The sequence below is a fragment of the Aeromonas bestiarum genome, from assembly GCF_028751155.1.
GTDB lineage: Bacteria > Pseudomonadota > Gammaproteobacteria > Enterobacterales > Aeromonadaceae > Aeromonas > Aeromonas bestiarum.
In genome coordinates this window covers 4,292,447-4,310,000 of the sequence record NZ_CP064746.1, presented here as the reverse complement: position 1 = coordinate 4,310,000, position 17,554 = coordinate 4,292,447, and the positions used below count along the sequence as shown (strand labels likewise).

17 protein-coding genes and 2 rRNA genes (1 of these 19 only partly in view) are annotated in these 17,554 nt (G+C 58.7%); 11 read left to right on the top strand and 8 right to left on the bottom strand.

Annotation, left to right across the window (positions count from 1 at the left end; translation table 11 throughout):
- The 4 genes from IU367_RS20015 to IU367_RS20000 form a co-directional block, all read left to right on the top strand.
- Positions 1-1,558, top strand: a 23S ribosomal RNA gene (locus IU367_RS20015) (it extends 1,332 nt beyond the left edge of the window).
- Positions 1,559-1,684: 126 nt separating this feature from the next.
- Positions 1,685-1,799, top strand: a 5S ribosomal RNA gene (gene rrf, locus IU367_RS20010).
- Positions 1,800-2,189: 390 nt separating this feature from the next.
- Positions 2,190-2,507, top strand: coding sequence for a PTS system regulator TmaR (tmaR, locus tag IU367_RS20005; protein ID WP_042868369.1), 318 nt, complete (start codon positions 2,190-2,192; stop codon positions 2,505-2,507).
- A gap of 217 nt (positions 2,508-2,724) precedes the next feature.
- Positions 2,725-5,808 (top strand): transglycosylase domain-containing protein, encoded by a 3,084-nt coding sequence (locus IU367_RS20000; RefSeq protein WP_043554296.1) that lies wholly within the window; start codon positions 2,725-2,727, stop codon positions 5,806-5,808.
- A gap of 87 nt (positions 5,809-5,895) precedes the next feature.
- Here IU367_RS20000 and yjgA read toward each other — a convergent pair whose 3' ends face one another.
- The gene (gene yjgA / locus IU367_RS19995; protein WP_042868365.1) at positions 5,896-6,420 is read right to left on the bottom strand and encodes a ribosome biogenesis factor YjgA; all 525 of its coding nucleotides are present in this window, start codon (positions 6,418-6,420) and stop codon (positions 5,896-5,898) included.
- A gap of 113 nt (positions 6,421-6,533) precedes the next feature.
- On the opposite strand from yjgA, the gene pmbA reads away from it, so the two are divergent.
- Positions 6,534-7,877, top strand: coding sequence for a metalloprotease PmbA (gene pmbA, locus IU367_RS19990; RefSeq protein WP_043140022.1), 1,344 nt, complete (start codon positions 6,534-6,536; stop codon positions 7,875-7,877).
- An 86-nt stretch (positions 7,878-7,963) separates the two neighbouring features.
- On the opposite strand, the gene murA is transcribed toward pmbA, so the two are convergent.
- From murA to mlaF, 7 genes are read right to left on the bottom strand one after another with little or no spacing between them, the layout of a single operon-like run.
- Entirely contained in the window at positions 7,964-9,220 is a 1,257-nt protein-coding gene (gene murA, locus IU367_RS19985) for a UDP-N-acetylglucosamine 1-carboxyvinyltransferase (protein ID WP_042868361.1), read from the bottom strand.
- A 16-nt stretch (positions 9,221-9,236) separates the two neighbouring features.
- Entirely contained in the window at positions 9,237-9,494 is a 258-nt protein-coding gene (gene ibaG / locus IU367_RS19980) for a BolA family iron metabolism protein IbaG (RefSeq protein ID WP_005306001.1), read from the bottom strand.
- A complete protein-coding gene (locus IU367_RS19975) occupies positions 9,494-9,766 on the bottom strand; it encodes an STAS domain-containing protein (RefSeq protein WP_108537005.1) in 273 nt (90 codons plus the stop codon). Before IU367_RS19975 ends, ibaG begins: the two co-directional genes overlap by 1 nt.
- On the bottom strand, positions 9,763-10,395 hold the full coding sequence (gene mlaC, locus IU367_RS19970) for a phospholipid-binding protein MlaC (protein ID WP_042868357.1): 633 nt from the start codon (positions 10,393-10,395) through the stop codon (positions 9,763-9,765). The genes IU367_RS19975 and mlaC overlap by 4 nt, the downstream gene beginning before the upstream one ends.
- Before the next feature lie 9 nt (positions 10,396-10,404).
- Positions 10,405-10,896, bottom strand: coding sequence for an outer membrane lipid asymmetry maintenance protein MlaD (gene mlaD, locus IU367_RS19965; protein WP_045525748.1), 492 nt, complete (start codon positions 10,894-10,896; stop codon positions 10,405-10,407).
- 7 nt (positions 10,897-10,903) lie between these two features.
- Positions 10,904-11,683, bottom strand: a complete 780-nt coding sequence (gene mlaE / locus IU367_RS19960) for a lipid asymmetry maintenance ABC transporter permease subunit MlaE (protein WP_042868353.1) — start codon at positions 11,681-11,683, stop codon at positions 10,904-10,906.
- Positions 11,683-12,483 (bottom strand): phospholipid ABC transporter ATP-binding protein MlaF, encoded by an 801-nt coding sequence (gene mlaF / locus IU367_RS19955; protein ID WP_043140015.1) that lies wholly within the window; start codon positions 12,481-12,483, stop codon positions 11,683-11,685. The genes mlaE and mlaF overlap by 1 nt, the downstream gene beginning before the upstream one ends.
- A 207-nt stretch (positions 12,484-12,690) precedes the next feature.
- Here mlaF and IU367_RS19950 point away from each other — a divergent pair, with 207 nt between their 5' ends.
- The 6 genes from IU367_RS19950 to IU367_RS19925 all read left to right on the top strand — a co-directional run bounded on the left by IU367_RS19950 (position 12,691) and on the right by IU367_RS19925 (position 17,545).
- Positions 12,691-13,686 carry a KpsF/GutQ family sugar-phosphate isomerase gene (locus IU367_RS19950; RefSeq protein WP_043140012.1) on the top strand — a complete coding sequence of 332 codons (996 nt, stop codon included), beginning with the start codon at positions 12,691-12,693 and terminating at the stop codon, positions 13,684-13,686.
- On the top strand, positions 13,686-14,240 hold the full coding sequence (kdsC, locus tag IU367_RS19945; RefSeq protein WP_241325653.1) for a 3-deoxy-manno-octulosonate-8-phosphatase KdsC: 555 nt from the start codon (positions 13,686-13,688) through the stop codon (positions 14,238-14,240). The genes IU367_RS19950 and kdsC overlap by 1 nt, the downstream gene beginning before the upstream one ends.
- Positions 14,237-14,797, top strand: coding sequence for an LPS export ABC transporter periplasmic protein LptC (gene lptC / locus IU367_RS19940; protein ID WP_274452903.1), 561 nt, complete (start codon positions 14,237-14,239; stop codon positions 14,795-14,797). The genes kdsC and lptC overlap by 4 nt, the downstream gene beginning before the upstream one ends.
- A complete protein-coding gene (gene lptA, locus IU367_RS19935) occupies positions 14,784-15,311 on the top strand; it encodes a lipopolysaccharide transport periplasmic protein LptA (protein ID WP_042867839.1) in 528 nt (175 codons plus the stop codon). Before lptC ends, lptA begins: the two co-directional genes overlap by 14 nt.
- Before the next feature lie 3 nt (positions 15,312-15,314).
- Positions 15,315-16,040 carry an LPS export ABC transporter ATP-binding protein gene (gene lptB, locus IU367_RS19930; RefSeq protein WP_042867841.1) on the top strand — a complete coding sequence of 242 codons (726 nt, stop codon included), beginning with the start codon at positions 15,315-15,317 and terminating at the stop codon, positions 16,038-16,040.
- 65 nt (positions 16,041-16,105) lie between these two features.
- A complete protein-coding gene (locus IU367_RS19925) occupies positions 16,106-17,545 on the top strand; it encodes an RNA polymerase factor sigma-54 (protein WP_043140004.1) in 1,440 nt (479 codons plus the stop codon).
- The last annotated feature ends 9 nt before the right edge of the window (positions 17,546-17,554 follow it).

Below are 17,554 nucleotides of genomic sequence, written 5' to 3'. Positions count from 1 at the left end.
GACCCCTAAGGTGAGGCCGAAAGGCGTAATCGATGGGAAGCAGGTTAATATTCCTGCACGACTTGTAATTGCGATGGGGGGACGGAGAAGGCTAGGTGGGCCAGGCGACGGTTGTCCTGGTGAAAGTGCGTAGGTGGTGTTTCTAGGCAAATCCGGAGACACAACACTGAGACACGAGACGAAGCCACTACGGTGGTGAAGCCATTGATGCCCTGCTTCCAGGAAAAGCCTCTAAGCTTCAGATTACAAGTCATCGTACCCCAAACCGACACAGGTGGTCGGGTAGAGAATACCAAGGCGCTTGAGAGAACTCGGGTGAAGGAACTAGGCAAAATAGAACCGTAACTTCGGGAGAAGGTTCGCTCTTGACAGTGAAGTCCCTTGCGGATGGAGCAGTTGGGAGTCGCAGTGACCAGATGGCTGGGACTGTTTATCAAAAACACAGCACTCTGCAAACACGAAAGTGGACGTATAGGGTGTGACACCTGCCCGGTGCCGGAAGGTTAATTGATGGGGTTAGCGCAAGCGAAGCTCTTGATCGAAGCCCCGGTAAACGGCGGCCGTAACTATAACGGTCCTAAGGTAGCGAAATTCCTTGTCGGGTAAGTTCCGACCTGCACGAATGGTGTAACCATGGCCATGCTGTCTCCACCCGAGACTCAGTGAAATCGAATTCGCCGTGAAGATGCGGTGTACCCGCGGCTAGACGGAAAGACCCCGTGAACCTTTACTACAGCTTGGCACTGAACATTGAACCTACATGTGTAGGATAGGTGGGAGGCTTTGAAGGCGTGACGCCAGTTGCGCTGGAGCCGTCCTTGAAATACCACCCTTGTATGTTTGATGTTCTAACGCAGGTCCCTGAATCGGGATCGCGGACAGTGCCTGGTGGGTAGTTTGACTGGGGCGGTCTCCTCCCAAAGAGTAACGGAGGAGCACGAAGGTTGGCTAATCCTGGTCGGACATCAGGAGGTTAGTGCAATGGCATAAGCCAGCTTAACTGCGAGACGGACAGGTCGAGCAGGTACGAAAGTAGGTCATAGTGATCCGGTGGTTCTGAATGGAAGGGCCATCGCTCAACGGATAAAAGGTACTCCGGGGATAACAGGCTGATACCGCCCAAGAGTTCATATCGACGGCGGTGTTTGGCACCTCGATGTCGGCTCATCACATCCTGGGGCTGAAGTCGGTCCCAAGGGTATGGCTGTTCGCCATTTAAAGTGGTACGCGAGCTGGGTTCAGAACGTCGTGAGACAGTTCGGTCCCTATCTGCCGTGGGCGTTGGATGATTGAAGGGAGTTGCTCCTAGTACGAGAGGACCGGAGTGAACGAACCTCTGGTGTTCGGGTTGTCACGCCAGTGGCACTGCCCGGTAGCTAAGTTCGGAATCGATAACCGCTGAAAGCATCTAAGCGGGAAGCGAGCCCTGAGATGAGTCATCCCTGACCCCTTGAGGGTCCTAAAGGGCCGTTGGAGACCACAACGTTGATAGGTGGGGTGTGTAAGCGCGGCGACGTGTTGAGCTAACCCATACTAATTACCCGTGAGGCTTAACCATACAACACCCAAGAAGTGTTCTGGGCCTTGTAGCAAGTGCATGAACTACTTACCTAATTCAGTGATAGCGACCAGGCAATAGCCAATCAGTCGTTACTCACGTCAGCTTTCTGGATTGAAGAATTTGCCTGGCGGCCATAGCGCCGTGGAACCACCTGATCCCATGCCGAACTCAGAAGTGAAACGCGGTAGCGCCGATGGTAGTGTGGCATTCGCCATGCGAGAGTAGGACACTGCCAGGCACCCAACATTGAAAGCCTGCTCATCTGAGCGGGCTTTTTTATTGCCTGAAATTGGCATGTCAGCAGCCATTTTGCGCAATTCTGGTTATATTTTATCTCTTATTACCCCATAACCAGCTGTTTCATATCGCCTCAGCTCAACCAGCAAGGCCCTTCGCTCCCTTGTTTGCTGATGTGGTAATTGCTACCTCATGGTGGCCTGTCCATTTGGTTCTCCACTCGACTCTCTGCCGCCGAAACCCGGCGCCAAGCCTGCAATTAGGGTTGTATCTGCTTCATAACTCGGTAGAGTAAAGGGCATCTTGAGTTTGCCTGTACCCTCTCCTTTTTTCTCTCTGGTACGGGCGTAACTTGGCCTGCTTTTATCAACCTTAAGTCAGTGGTATCGATATGGAACAAGTAAACAAGTCCACCTTCAGCGATGTATTGGAATATGTGCGTATGTCCCGTCGCCAGAACAAACTCAAGCGCGAGATCGCCGACAACGAGAAGAAGATCCGTGATAACCAGAAGCGGGTACTGCTGCTCGACAACCTGAGCGACTACATCAAGCCGGGCATGAGCATAGATGAGGTTCAGGCCATCATCGCCAACATGCGTACCGACTATGAAGAGCGTGTCGACGATCACATCATCAAGAATGCCGAGCTGTCCAAAGAGCGTAAAGATCTGAGCTCCAAGCTCAAGGCCATGAGCTCCAGCAAGTAGTCCAGCTTCGCTGCTACCTGAAAACACCGGCTTTTGGCCGGTGTTTTGTTTTCCGCCATCAGCTCGGATCTCTTCGCGCGCTGCAACAATCGGCTCCCCTTTTTATAATCGCCCTGTTACCATCACTACAAAGCGGTCAATAGTTTTCAAGCCATTGACTTGAAAAGACTAAGCTTGAGTGAAACACAATAAATTGCGCAACCATGGTGGGGCTGATATGGGCGCATCAGAACAGACGGATTTGAACAAAGTGGCATCTCAGGATTCATCCGTCCCACGCGCGGACGGCAAATACACGCGCAAACGTCGTCCCTGGTGGCGCTGGTTGTTCTGTTTTCTCTTTTTGCTGTGCCTGGCTGCCGTGATCGCCCTGGTTGGCTATGAGATGCAGACATCCAGGCTGCAGTCGCAGGAGATCTCCCGCTATGCTGCCAAGCTGACCTATCAGGTCGAGCCGGGCCCCAGCAAACAGATAGCCTTCCCCGACGATGGTCCCTTCGACAAGCGGCTCGGTTACGTGCTGCTGCCCATGATGCAGGAGCGCTTGCTGCAACGGGGTTATCAGGTCAGCGAGCAGGTGCATTTTTCCGATGCGCTCTATGACTATGCCAGTCGTGGCTTTTTCGTTCCCTATACCGAGAAGGTGCAGGCCGGGCTGACGCTGCATGACTGCCGGGCCGAGCCCTTCTATCAGTTCAAGTATCCGACCCACTATTACCCGGATTTTGCCTCCATCCCGCCGCTGGTCATACAGTCGCTGCTGTTCATCGAGAACCGTGATCTGCTGAGCAACGAGCAACCGCTGGCGAACCCGGCGGTGGATTGGCCCCGTTTTGCCAAGGCGGCCATGTCCCAGGTCGGCAAGGCGCTGGATATGCAGGATCAGTCCGCCGGCGGCAGCACACTGGCGACTCAGGTCGAAAAGTATCGTCACTCACCGGACGGTCTGACGCTCTCTCCCACCGAGAAGATCCGCCAGATGGCCTCGGCCAGCGTGCGCGCCTATCGCCTGGGCCCCAAGACGCTGGAGGCGCGCAAGCTGGTAGCCTGGGCCTACCTCAACTCGGTTCCGCTCTCCGCGGCCCCGGGTTATGGCGAGGTGCATGGCTTGGGTGATGGCCTCTGGGTCTGGTTTGGTGCGAATGTGGACGAAGTCAATCGTCTGCTGGATCCGGCCCGCAATCAGGATGCACCGCTTGCAGAGCAAGGGCTCGCCTTGCGTCAGGTCGTCTCGTTGATGATTGCCCACCGTCGCCCCTCCTACTATCTGGCACAGGGGCGCGATGCACTGGCGACCCTGACCGACAGCTATCTGCGCCTGTTCGTGCAGGAGGGAATGATCACGCCGCCACTGATGGAGGCTGCTCTCAAGGCCAAGATTGGTTTCCGCGACTTCCTGCAGTCCCCTGCGATGACCAAGGTCAACAACAACAAGGGTCTGCAGGTCGCGCGTACCCGCCTGAGCCGTCAGCTCGGGGTGCAGTTGTATGATCTGGACCGGATGGATCTGACCGCTGACACCAGCCTCAACATGCCGCTGCAAAACGAGATTTCCCGTTACCTGCAGCAGCTGGCGGATCCCGCCATCGCCGCCCAGGTTGGGCTGTTTGGTGAGCGCCTGCTCTCGCCGGAGAAGACGGGGGACGTGAAATACAGCTTTACCCTGTTCGAGAAGTCACCGGAAGGCTTCAAGGTACGGGTGCAGACTGACAACACGGATCAGCCGTTCGATATCAACGAGGGCAGCAAGCTGGAGCTGGGGTCAACCGCCAAGTTGCGGGTACTGACCACCTATCTGGAGATCGTCTCCGAGCTGCACGACAGCTATGCGGACATGTCTGCGGAGAGCCTGCGCAAGATCGAGGTATCAAATCAGGACAACATCAGCCGCTGGGCCGTCTCCTATCTGATGACGGCCAAGGACAAGAGCCTGCCACTTATGCTGGAGGCTGCGCTGGATCGCAAGTATTCCGCCAGCCCGAGCGAAGGTTTCTTCACCGGTGGTGGCATGCATACCTTCAACAACTTCCGTCGTGAGGATAACGGTCGCATTCCGGCGATCCGCGACGCGCTGCGCGAGTCCATCAACCTGCCGTTCGTGCGGCTGATGCGCGATATAGTGCGCTACAGCCTGTATCGGGAGGGCAACCGTGCCCAGCTGCTCAAGGATGACAAGGATCCGCGCCGTACCGAGTATCTGGCCAAGTTCGCCGATAAAGAGGGCCAGACCTATCTGCTGCGCTTCTGGCGCAAGTATCGCGGCAAGACTGCAGATGAGCAGCTCGACACCTTCCTGGATGGTCTCAAGCCCAGTGCCGTGCGGCTCGCCGCCGTGCATCGCTACCTGATGCCGGATGCCTCGCAGGAGACCTTCGCCGCCTTCCTGGCGAAGCGACTGCCGCGTGACAAGCTGAGCGACCGGCGGATAGAGCAGCTCTATACCAGCTATGGTCCCGGCAAGTATTCGCTGCCGGATCAGGGCTACATAGCCCGGGTTCACCCACTGGAGCTGTGGCTGCTCTCCTACCTCAAGGAGTTTGACAAGGCGACCTTTGCCGATGCGGTCGAAGCCAGTCGTGATGAGCGCCAAGAGGTATACAGCTGGTTGTTCAAGACCCGTCACCGCAGTGCCAGGGACAGCCGTATCCGTACCATGCTGGAGGTCGAGGCCTTCCTCGACATTCACCAACGCTGGGCCAGACTGGGCTACCCGTTCGATCACCTGGTCCCCTCGCTGGCGACGGCTCTGGGCAGTTCGGGGGACAGACCCGCAGCACTGGCCGAGTTGATGGGGATCATCCAGAACGGTGGCATTCGTGCGCCGACCCTGCGTATCGAACACCTCTCGTTCGCCAAGGGCACGCCGTTCGAGACAGCGTTTGAACCGCTCCATACCGAAGGCACTCGGGTGCTGCCGGCCGAGGTGGCGACCGCGTTGCGCAATGCGCTGTCGAAGGTGGTTGAAGGGGGAACCGCCAGACGCATAGCCGGCGCCTTTGCCCTGCCGGATGGCACAGTCCTGCCGATGGGGGGCAAGACGGGCACGGGTGACAACCGGATCGAAACGGTTGGTCGCTACGGCAACGTGACCAGCTCGCTGGCTCGCAACCGGACCGCGACCTTCGTCTTCTATCTGGGGGAGGATCACTTCGGTACCCTGACCGCCTATGTGCCGGGCAGCCAGTCTGACAAGTTCCGCTTCACCTCGGCCTTGCCGGTGCAGGTGCTCAAAGGGATGGCGCCACTGCTGATGCCTTATCTGCAGCCCGGTACCCATACCCAGTGCCTCGCTGGCAACTAGCGCGCAGAGCAGCATAAGAAACGGGGCCAATATGGCCCCGTTTTACGCTGTGTCGATTGCTGCTCGCCATGCGGCGTGAGTCATCACTTACAGCAGGTTTTCGATTTCACCGCGCAGGTACTGGTACATTTCACGATAGGCGACCGGCGGCTTGTTCAGTTCCCGTTCCTTGTTGGCGGAACGGATCAGCTGACGCAGCTTCTGGCGGTCCAGCTCATGAAACTGGGACATCAGCTCGTTCAAGGCGCTGTCACCTTCGGTGATCAGGCGCTCACGCCACTGCTCCAGACGATGCAGGCGGGCATTCACGGTGGAGTGGCGGTTCTTGATGATGGAGAGCGCTTCTTCAATCGGTTCGATATCACGGCTGCGCATCAGACGGCCGATGAACTGCAAATGGCGACGGAAGGACTCATCCTTCTTGGGCTTGAGTTTGCGGCCCAGCTCGACAGCATCTGCAAGCTCTTCATCCAACGGGATTTTTTCCAGCTCGCTGTGGCTCAGGGAGACTATCTCCGCGCCCAGCTTCTGCAGCACTTCCGCATCGCGCTTGAGCTGGGTCTTGCTGGGGCCCCAGTCTTCCAACTCGTTGTCGTCTTGATATTGACTCATCGGTCTCTTGATTCCTGTCATTCACGTTGGTGGATATGTTACCAGCTTCTCCCGCTGGGCGCAGGGGTCTGATATGCTTAGCCCCCTTTCCTTCCTTCATACAGATGTGAGTTATGGATCAGCAAGACCAAATTCGCCAGGATCAAGCCCATCTCGAGGCCGTCGTTGCCGAGGCACTGGAGATAGCCAAGGGACTGGGTGCCTCGCTGGCCGAAGTCTCCATCAGCAAGCAGACCGGGTTGTCGGTGAACACCCGCGGTTGTGAACTGGAAAGTATCGAATTCAACAAGGATGGTGCCCTTGGCATCGCCGTTTATCGCGATGGCTGCAAGGGATCCTCCTCGACTACCGATCTGGGCAAGCCGGCCATCCGCGCCGCCGTCGAAGCCGCCATGGAGATAGCCCGCCACACCTCGCCCGATGACTGTGCCGGCCTGGCTGATGCGGACCTGCTGGCCTGGGACGCCCCCGATCTGCAACTGTGCCACCAAATCGAACTGGATCCCCAGCGCGGCATCGAGCTGGCCATCGAGTGTGAGCGACTGGCGCTGGGTCGAGACGCCCGCATCAAGCATTCCGACGGGGCCGGTTTCTCCAGCCACCTCGGCATCAAGGTCTATGGCAACAGCCACGGCTTCGTCAAAGGCTATGCGGCGTCACGCAACTCCCTGAGCTGCGTGCTGATCGGTGAGCAAGATGGCGACATGCAGCGGGATTACGGCTACTCCTCCAGCCGTGACCTGGCCGGGCTCTGGAGCCCGCAGCGCATCGCCGACGAGGCGGTGGAACGCACAGTCTCTCGCCTCGGCGCCCGCAAGATCTCCACCCGCCACGCTCCCGTGCTGTTTCACCCCGACACGGCTGCCGGCCTGTGGGGCCATCTGGTGATGGCCATCAGCGGTGGCAATCTCTATCGCAAGTCGAGCTTCCTGCTGGACAAGCTGGGCAAGCAGATCCTGCCCGAGTGGCTCACCATTCAGGAGTTCCCCCATCTGCTGGGCGGGCTGGCAAGCACGCCGTTCGATGGGGAAGGGGTGCGTACCCGCGACATGGACATAGTGCGCAACGGCGAGCTGATGAGCTGGCTGCTCACCTCCTACTCGGCCCGCAAGCTGGGGTTGACCACCACGGGTCATGCCGGTGGCATCCACAACTGGCAGGTTTCCAGCACGGGTCAGAATTTCCAGGAGATGCTCAAGGAGTTGGGCACAGGCCTGCTGGTGACCGAGCTGATGGGGCAGGGGGTCAACATCGTCAATGGCGACTACTCCCGCGGCGCTGCCGGCTTCTGGGTCGAGAATGGCGAAATAGCCTACCCGGTCGAAGAGATCACCATAGCCGGCAATCTGACCGAGATGTTCAGCCATATAGTGGCGGTGGGCAGCGACGAAGATGAGCGCTCCAGCCTCAAGACCGGCTCTGTGCTGGTCGAAAACATGAAGCTGGCCGGCCACTGATCCCGGCATCAGCCGATTCGCAGCCATGAAAAAGGCCCCTCGCACAGCGAGGGGCCTTTTTGTCATCTGTTGCTCAGGGGCGGCAATCAGCCCTTGATGCGCTCGATGCGGCCACCCAGGGCCTGCAGCTTGTGCTCTATGTCTTCGTAGCCACGGTCGATGTGATAGATGCGGTCGACTATGGTGGAGCCTTCGGCCACGAAGCCGGCCAGCACCAGACTGGCGGAGGCGCGCAGATCGGTCGCCATCACCTGGGCACCCTTGAGTTGCTCGGTGTCACGGCAGATGGCCACGTTGCCCTGCAGTTCGATGTCTGCGCCCATCCGTACCAGTTCAGGTACGTGCATGAAGCGATTCTCGAAGATGGTCTCTGTGACCATGCCTGTGCCCTTGGCGACGGCGTTCAGCACTGTGAACTGTGCCTGCATGTCGGTCGGGAAGGCCGGGTAAGGGGCCGTCTTGATGGTGACCGGCTTGAGGGTACGACCCGTCATGTCGAGGCTGATCCAGTCAGCGCCCTTCTCGATCAGGGCACCCGCCTCTTCCAGCTTGACCAGTACGGCTTCCAGCAGGGAGGGATCCGTCTTGCGGCAGGTGATCTTGCCGCCGGTAACCGCAGCACCCACCAGGAAGGTACCGGTTTCGATGCGGTCAGGTTGCACGCTGTAGCTGCCCCCGTGCAGACGTTCGACACCGTCTATGGTCAGGGTGTCGGTGCCCGCGCCCTGGATCTTGGCACCCAGCGCATTGAGGAAGTGGGCCAGATCGACCACTTCCGGCTCGCGTGCGGCGTTTTCGATCACGGTGCGCCCGTCGGCCAGGGTAGCGGCCATCATCAGGTTCTCGGTACCTGTGACGGAAACCATGTCCATCAGGATGTGGGCACCTTTCAGACGGCCGTCGACGCGGGCCTTGATGTAGCCATCCTCGATGGTGATCTTGGCACCCATCAGCTCCAGGCCGTGGACGTGCAGGTTGACCGGACGGGCACCGATGGCGCAGCCGCCGGGCAGGGAGACGTCGGCAGCACCGAAACGGGCGGCCAGCGGGCCCAGCGCCAGGATGGAGGCGCGCATTGTCTTCACCAGCTCGTAGGGGGCGACATGGTTGTTCACCGCACCGGTCAGCACTGTCACGTTGCCGTTGACCTTGGTGGTGGCACCCAGCATCTCCAGCAGCTTGATGGTGGTACCCACGTCTTTCAGGCGCGGTACGTTGGAGAGGTGGATCTCTTCATCACACAGCAGGGTGGCGAACAGGATAGGCAGGGCGGCGTTTTTGGCGCCAGAGATGGTCACTTCGCCGTTGAGAGTACAACGACCATCAATTTTAAATTTGTCCATTTACTTAGATACCAAATCAGGAGGGCAGTAGGAATTTACGTTCGCGCTTCCACTCGGCATCGGTAAAAGCCTTGATGGAGAGTGCGTGAATGGCGTTGCTGGCGATCTTGTCCATCAGCGGGGCATAGATGGCCTGCTGCTTCTTGACCCGGCTCATACCGTCAAACATGTCACCGACGGCGATCACTTGATAGTGACTACCGTCCCCTTTGACATGGACTTCGGATAATGGCAGAGCCTCGAGGAGTATCGCTTCAATTTCAGAGACTTGCATTATGCGTCCTCAGTTGTGAGCGGGGTTGACTGAAACAGCCCGGCCACCCCGTACAGGTTGGCCAGGGTATAAAAATCAGTGGAGGCGCCCACCAGTTGTGGTGTGGCGCCTCGTGCCAATGCGGCTTTGGCCCATTTGACCAGCAGGGCAAGCCCTGCCGAATCCAGGGTGGTGACCTCGCCCAGTTCGAGCCGATCTTCCTGCCACCAGTCGGCGCGGTGTTGCCACAGCTCAACGACCTGGGGTGCCTGCAGCTCGCCGCTCAGTCTCATGACTTGATGACCAGCGGCTTGGCATTATGGGCGCGCAGCTGGGCGATCACCGCATCTATGCCGTTCTGGCGAATGAGGCCACCCAGCTCGTTCTGCTTGGCAGAGAGCAGGCTGATGCCTTCGGCGACCATGTCGAAGGCTTTCCATTCGCCGGTCTTGTTGTTCTTGCGCAGCTTGAACTCGAGGAAGATATCCGGTTTGCCGGTCTCTTTCACGCTGACGTTGACGGCTGTGATGTTGCTGTCACCCGGCGCCTTGCCCGGCTCGACCTTGACGGTCTGCTTGTCGAAGTGCGCCAGCGCATCGGCGTAGGAGCTCACCATGTATTCGGTGAATACCTCGACGAAGGCATCACGCTGGGCCGGGGTGGTTTGCTTGATCTGGTTGCCGAGCACCTTGTAGGCGGCGAAGCGGTTGTCCACGTAGGGCAGCAGCTCTTCACGTATGATGACCCGCAGGTGATCCGGGTTGCTCTTCACCTGGGACTTGTCCGCCTTCAGGCGGGCAAAGGTCTGCTTGGCAGCTTCGTCCACCAGGGCATAGGGATCTGTGGCATCGGTGGCGTGAGCGACCAGGGAAAACAGCATGCTGGTCATCAGGCCCAGCAGCAGGGCGATCTTCTTGAACATGGTTACTCCTTACTTGCTGTCTGACTTGGTGTCGGAAGACTGGCTGTAGAGGAACTTGCCAATCAGGTCTTCCAGCACAATGGCGGATTTGGTGTCTTCAATCATGTCGCCATCCTTGAGCATGCTGGTCCCCATCTCCTCATCGGTGAAACCTGGCATCAGGCCTATGTACTGCTCACCGAGCAACCCCGAGGTCAGGATGGAGAGGGTGCTGGTTTCGGAAAACTCGCCGGCACTCTTCTGCATTTGCAGGGATACGACTGGCACCTGGCTCTTGGCATCCAGGGTGATGTCACTGACCCGGCCGACGACGACGCCGCCCACCTTGACCGGTGAACGTACTTTCAGGCCGCCGATATTATCGAAATGGGCGCGCAGGGTATAGGTTTCTCCTTCCGGTTTGAAACTCAAACCTGCCACTTGCAGTGCCAACGCCAGAATGGCACCGATGCCGGCCAGCATGAAGGCGCCAACCAGGAATTCTACTTTGCTGAACTTCATCTTTACCTTATCCAAACATGACTGCGGTGAGTATAAAATCCAGGCCGAGCACGGCCAGGGAGGAGTGGACCACGGTACGGGTCGTGGCCTGACTGATCCCGGCCGAGGTCGGCTTGGCATCATAACCGTTAAAGAGCGCAATCCAGGTGACAACCAGTGCGAAGATCACACTCTTGATCGCCCCTTGCATGATGTCATCCTGCCAGTCGACTGAGGCCTGCATGGCGGACCAGAAGCCCCCTTCGTCCACCCCCAGCCAGTCCACACCGACCAGCTTGCCGCCGAAGATGCCGATCAGGCTGAACATGAAAGCCAGCAGCGGCATGCTGATGACCCCGGCCCAGAAGCGGGGAGCCACTACCCGGCGCAGCGGGTCTACCGCCATCATCTCCAGGCTGGAGAGCTGTTCTGTGGCCTTCATCAGGCCGATCTCTGCGGTGAGGGCCGAACCGGCACGGCCGGCAAACAGCAGCGCCGTCACGACCGGACCCAGTTCCCGCAACAGTGAGAGGGAAACCAGTGGGCCCAGGCTCTGTTCGGCGCCGAAGTCCTTCAATACGTTGTAACCCTGCAACGAGAGCACCATGCCGATGAAGAGGCCGGACACCAGTATGATGGCAACGGATTGTACGCCCACCACATACAGCTGCTGAAGCAGCAGGGGGAAGTGCTTGCGTGGCTCGGGTTTGCCCGCCAGCGCATGAAACAGCATTATGGTGGCTCGGCCGATGGAGCTGATGAAACGCACTCCGACCCGGCCCAGCTTGCTTACTTGGCTTATCAACATCACAGATCCTGTAGCAGGTCGCCTGCCGGAAAATGGAACGGAACAGGACCGTCGGGCAATCCTTTGAGGAACTGCTCGACTTCGGGATTGTGCTCCTCGCGCAGCTGATCCGGCGTGCCGTGTGCCACCACCTTGCGGTTGGCGATGATATAGGCGTAGTCGGCTATGCTCAGCACCTCTTTCACGTCGTGGGTGACTATGACGGAGGTGATGCCGAGGGCACCGTTCAGCTCCTTGATCAGCTTGACCAGCACCGCCATTGTGATGGGATCCTGGCCGACGAACGGCTCGTCATACATGATGAGGTCCGGATCCAGCGCTATGGATCTGGCCAGCGCCGCGCGGCGGGCCATGCCGCCGGAGAGTTCGGACGGCATCAGCTTCGCTGCGCCACGCAGACCGACCGCCTGCAACTTCATCATGACGATGGTGTGGATCAGCTCCTCCGGCAGGCCTGAGTGCTCCCGCAGCGGGAAGGCCACATTGTCGTAGACCGTCATGCCGGTAAACAGGGCGCCGCTCTGGAACAGCATGCTCATCCGCTTGCGCACCTCGTACAGGCGAGAGCGGGAGAGGGTGGGGATATCTTCCCCGTCAAACAGGATATGACCGGACTCAGGCTTGAGCTGGCCACCGATCAGCCGCAGCAAGGTGGTCTTGCCTATGCCGCTGGGGCCCATGACCGCAGTGACCTTGCCACGGGGAATGGTCAGGTTGATCCCGTCGTATAACAGCCGATCTCCGTGACTGAAGGTCAGGTCGGAGATGGTGATCAGGTCATTGTTCAAACAATTGTCCATCCGGTGTAAATGAAGAGCGAATTTTATGGGCTAGTCTAGGTCTAAGCAACAGCAAGGAACAACTATTGAACAGCCCGCCAGCCCAAAAGCGCGACAGTTTTGTGTAACCAATTGTCTCTCTTTTAGGACCGAGAAGTATCCGATTCGCTTATCTCGACAGACTTTTTTATAATCCCGCAGCAAATTTCGGCCCGGAGCTGTGCCTTTATGTCTGTAAAGCCTGAAAAAGTGTCTGAACTGTTCGATTTTCGTCGCAGCGCCCGTACCGTGCTGGACATTGAAAAACAAGCGATTGATGGACTCTATCAGTACCTGAATGATGCCTTCGATCAGGCATGCAACCTGGTGCTGCGCTGCAGTGGCAAAATCGTGGTCACCGGCATGGGCAAGTCAGGTCATGTCGGGAGCAAGATTGCTGCCACCCTGGCCAGCACCGGCACCCCCGCCTTCTTCCTGCACCCTGGCGAAGCCAGTCACGGGGATCTGGGGATGATCTCCAGCGGCGATCTCATCATCGCCATCTCCAACTCGGGCGAGAGTGACGAGATCCTGGCCCTGCTGCCGGTGCTCAAACGCCGTGGCATCCAGTTGATCTGCATGACGGGCAATCCCGCCTCCACCATGGCCAAGGAAGCGAACGTGCACCTGTGCGTACGGGTCGAGAAGGAGGCGTGCCCGCTCGGGCTGGCGCCCACCTCCAGCACCACGGCCACTCTGGTGATGGGGGACGCCTTGGCGGTTGCCCTGCTGGAAGCCCGCGGTTTCACCGCCGATGACTTCGCCCTTTCTCACCCTGGCGGGTCGCTGGGCAAGCGGTTGCTGCTGCGGGTCGGTGACCTGATGCACAGCGGCGAGCTGTTGCCCCGGGTGGGGATAGATGCCACCATCAGCCAGGCGCTGCTGGAAGTGAGTCGCAAGGGGCTGGGGATGACGGCTGTCGTCGACGCCGATGGCCGGCTGGCCGGGCTCTTTACCGATGGTGACTTGCGCCGCATCCTGGATCTGCAGGTGGATATCCATCACACCCCGATCGCCAAGGTGATGACGGCCAACTGTGTTACCGTAGGACCCGAGATGATGGCGGCAGAAGCTGTCAAATTGATGGAAACCAGAAAGATCAACGGATTACTGGTAGTGGATGAGGACAAGCGCCCGCTCGGTGCCTTCAACATGCACGACCTGCTGAAAGCCGGAGTAATTTGATGCAAAACGTACCGACCCTCTACGGTCCGGTGACGCGCAGCCAGTATGACAGGGCGGCGCAGATCCGCCTGCTGGTGTGCGATGTGGATGGAGTCCTCTCCAACGGCCTCATCTATATGGGCAATGATGGCGAAGAGCTGAAGACCTTCTGTACCCGCGACGGCGCCGGCATGCGCGCCTTGCTCAACGCCGGGATCGAGATCGCCATCATCACGGGGCGCAATTCCCGCATCGTCAGCGACCGGATGAAGAGCCTGGGTGTGCAGCATCTGGTGCAGGGGGCGGATCAGAAGCTGCCCCACTTCGAGGCACTGCTGGCCAAGCTGGGACTGACGCCGGAGCAGGCCGCCTACATGGGTGATGACACCATAGATCTGCCGGTGATGCAGGCCTGTGGCCTTGGCATCGCCGTGGCCGATGCTCACCCACTGGTGCTGGCCCGGGCCGACATGGTGACCCGACTGGCCGGTGGGCTGGGTGCTGTACGCGAGGTGTGCGACCTGATACTGCAGGCACAAGGGCTGGGTGACTATCAGCCAGAGGCCTCGGTATGAGCAGACAGACGCTGCTGTTCGCCCTGCTTTTTCTGGTGGCGCTGGCCGCCTGGCAGCTCGGCGACATAGAGCTGGTGGCGGAGCCGACCGCCAAGGTCGAGAACTATCAGCCGGACTTCACCGCCAAGAATCTGGTCACCACCCGCTTTGACGCAGATGGGCGGCGCACCGAGCGGCTGGAGTCCGAGTATGCGGAGTATTACCAGCTCCTCGAACAGGCCACCTTCAACAAGCCGGTAGTCTACATGTTCGACAAGCAGGGCGAGGCCGAGTGGAAAGTCACGGCCGATACCGGCGTGCTCAACACGGATGACAACGTGATCCTGCGGGACAAGGTACATCTGGACGGCCTGCTGCCCGCCTCCTTCATCTCCACGCTGGATACCCCCTATATGGAGCTGGATCTGGTGACCCAGAACGTGAGAAGCAATCAGCAAGTCAGCATAGTGGGTAAGGATTTCCAGACCGAGGGCGTTGGCCTGAAGGGTCATCTGGAACGCAAATATTTTGAATTACTGGACCAGGGTCATGCCATCTATTTCAATGAAAAACGTTAATCTGGCCCTCGCGGCCCTGCTGCTGTGCGGCACCGTGAGCGCCAAAGAGTCCGACTTTGCCGAGAAGGTCTACGTGGATGCGGTCAAACAGGTGGCCGAGATGCAGGACAACCGCATCACCTTCAGTGACGATGTCATCATCACTCAGGGCACCATCAAGATTAAGGCCGACAAGGTAGTGGTGATCCGCTCCGGCGAGAAAGGGGCCGAGGTGATGACGGCCTATGGCAATCCCGCCACCTTCTTCCAGATCCTGGACAACGGCAAGCCGGTCAATGCCCACGGCAACAGCATCCGCTACGAGCTGAAGAACCGGCTGGTGACCATCACCGGCAATGGCCAGCTCAAGCAGGAAGACAGCCAGGTCAACGGCGATCTGATCCGTTACGACATCGTCAAACAGAAGATGATCGCCGAGAGCAAGGGCCCGACCCAGCGCGTCAAGACGGTGTTCCTGCCGGATCAGGTAGAGAACTTCGACAAGCCCGCCGATCAGAAGAAGCAGGGAAAATAAGCCATGGCAGTGTTGAAAGCAGTCGGCCTGCAAAAAAGTTACAAGCGCCGCATGGTGGTCAGCGATGTGAGCCTGGAAGTAGGTACCGGCCAGATCGTCGGATTGTTAGGTCCGAATGGCGCCGGCAAGACCACCTCCTTCTACATGATAGTGGGACTGGTGCAGAGCGATGCCGGTCTCATCACCATAGACGATCAGGACATCAGCCTGCAGCCCATGCATATCCGAGCCCGCAACGGCATCGGCTATCTGCCGCAGGAGGCCTCCATTTTCCGCCGCCTGTCGGTGTTCGACAACCTGATGGGGGTCATGCAGACCCGCAAGGGGCTGAGCCGCGAAGAGCGGGAAGACAAGGTCGAACAGCTGCTGGAAGAGTTCAATATCACCCACATTCGCGACAACCTGGGTCAGAGTCTGTCCGGGGGGGAGCGACGCCGGGTCGAGATCGCCCGCGCGCTGGCGGCCGAGCCGCGTTTTATCCTGCTGGATGAGCCGTTTGCCGGGGTCGACCCCATTTCTGTGATAGACATCAAGAAGATCATCCAGCATCTGAAAGATAGAGGCCTGGGCGTCTTGATCACCGACCACAACGTCAGAGAGACTCTGGACGTATGCGAGAAGGCTTATATCGTCAGCCACGGCAAGATGATTGCCGAAGGTGCGCCGGCCGAGATACTGGCCGATGAACAGGTCAAGCGCGTCTATTTGGGCGATCAATTCAGTCTATAGTAAGGGGGCATCTCTTCATTTCCTGTGACGACTGCCTCGCTGAACATAAGGATATCCCGACGTAGATGAAGCCGACATTACAGTTGCGTCTCGGTCAGTCCCTGACCATGACGCCGCAATTACAACAAGCGATTCGTCTGCTCCAGCTCTCCACCCTGGAACTCCAGCAGGAAATTCAGCAAGCGCTCGATAACAACCCCTTGCTGGAGCAAGAGGAGAATGAGGTGCAGGAGACCAGCCCGGAAGAGCCGGTCGACGCCAGTCAGCTCGACTCCAGCGATGCCATGGCCCAGGATCAGATGCCGGACGAGTTGCCGGTGGATACCACCTGGGAGGATGTCTACTCGGCCGGCACGGCCCAGAGCGCAGGCCCCATCCACGATGGGGAAGACAGCGTCTATCAGGGCGAAACCACCGAGAATCTGCAGGACTATCTGCTGTGGCAGATGCGACTCACGCCGTTCAGCGATCTGGATGCCGCCATAGCCCTCGCCATCATAGATGCCATCGACGACTCCGGTTATCTGACCGTCTCCCTCGAAGATATACAGGCGGCGGTGAGCAGCGAGGATGTCGAGGTGGAACTCGACGAGGTCGAGGCCGTGCTCAAGCGAGTGCAGCATTTCGATCCGGTCGGCATCGCCGCCCGTTCGGTACAGGAATGCCTGTTGATCCAGCTCGGTCAATACGCCCCCGAACTGCCCTGGCTCACCGAGGCCAGAGAGGTGATCAACGAGCACATGGACTTGCTCGGCAATCGCGATTATCGCACCCTGGCGCGCAAGACCCGGCTCAAGGAGAGCGACCTCAAGGAGGTACTGGATCTCATCCAGCAGCTGGAGCCCAGACCGGGCAATGGCATCATACAGAGCGACTCCCAGTACGTGATCCCGGATGTGACCGTGGTCAAGAAGGGTACCAAATGGGTGGTCGAGCTCAATCCCGATTCCGCGCCGCGCATCCGGGTCAACGAGACCTATGCCGCCATGGCACGCCAGGCGCGCACCAGCCAGGACACCCAGTTCATCCGTTCCCATCTGCAAGAGGCGAAGTGGTTCATCAAGAGCCTGGAGAGTCGCAATGACACCCTGCTCAAGGTGGCCAGCTGCATTGTCGAGCAGCAACAGGGCTTTTTCGAGTATGGTGAAGAGGCCATGAAGCCCATGGTGCTCAACGACATCGCCGAAGCGGTAGAGATGCATGAGTCAACTATCTCCCGGGTAACGACCCAGAAATACATGCATACGCCCCGCGGCATCTTCGAACTGAAGTTTTTTTTCTCCAGTCATGTGAATACCGAAGGAGGAGGAGAGTGCTCATCGACCGCAATTCGCGCGCTGATCAAGAAGCTGGTGACGGCAGAGAATCCCGCCAAGCCGCTAAGTGATAGCAAGATCGCGGATTTGCTGGCCGAACAGGGTATTATGGTGGCGAGACGCACGATCGCAAAGTACCGTGAATCCTTGTTGATCCCGCCATCCAATCAGCGCAAACGCCTGGTTTAGGCAAAACAA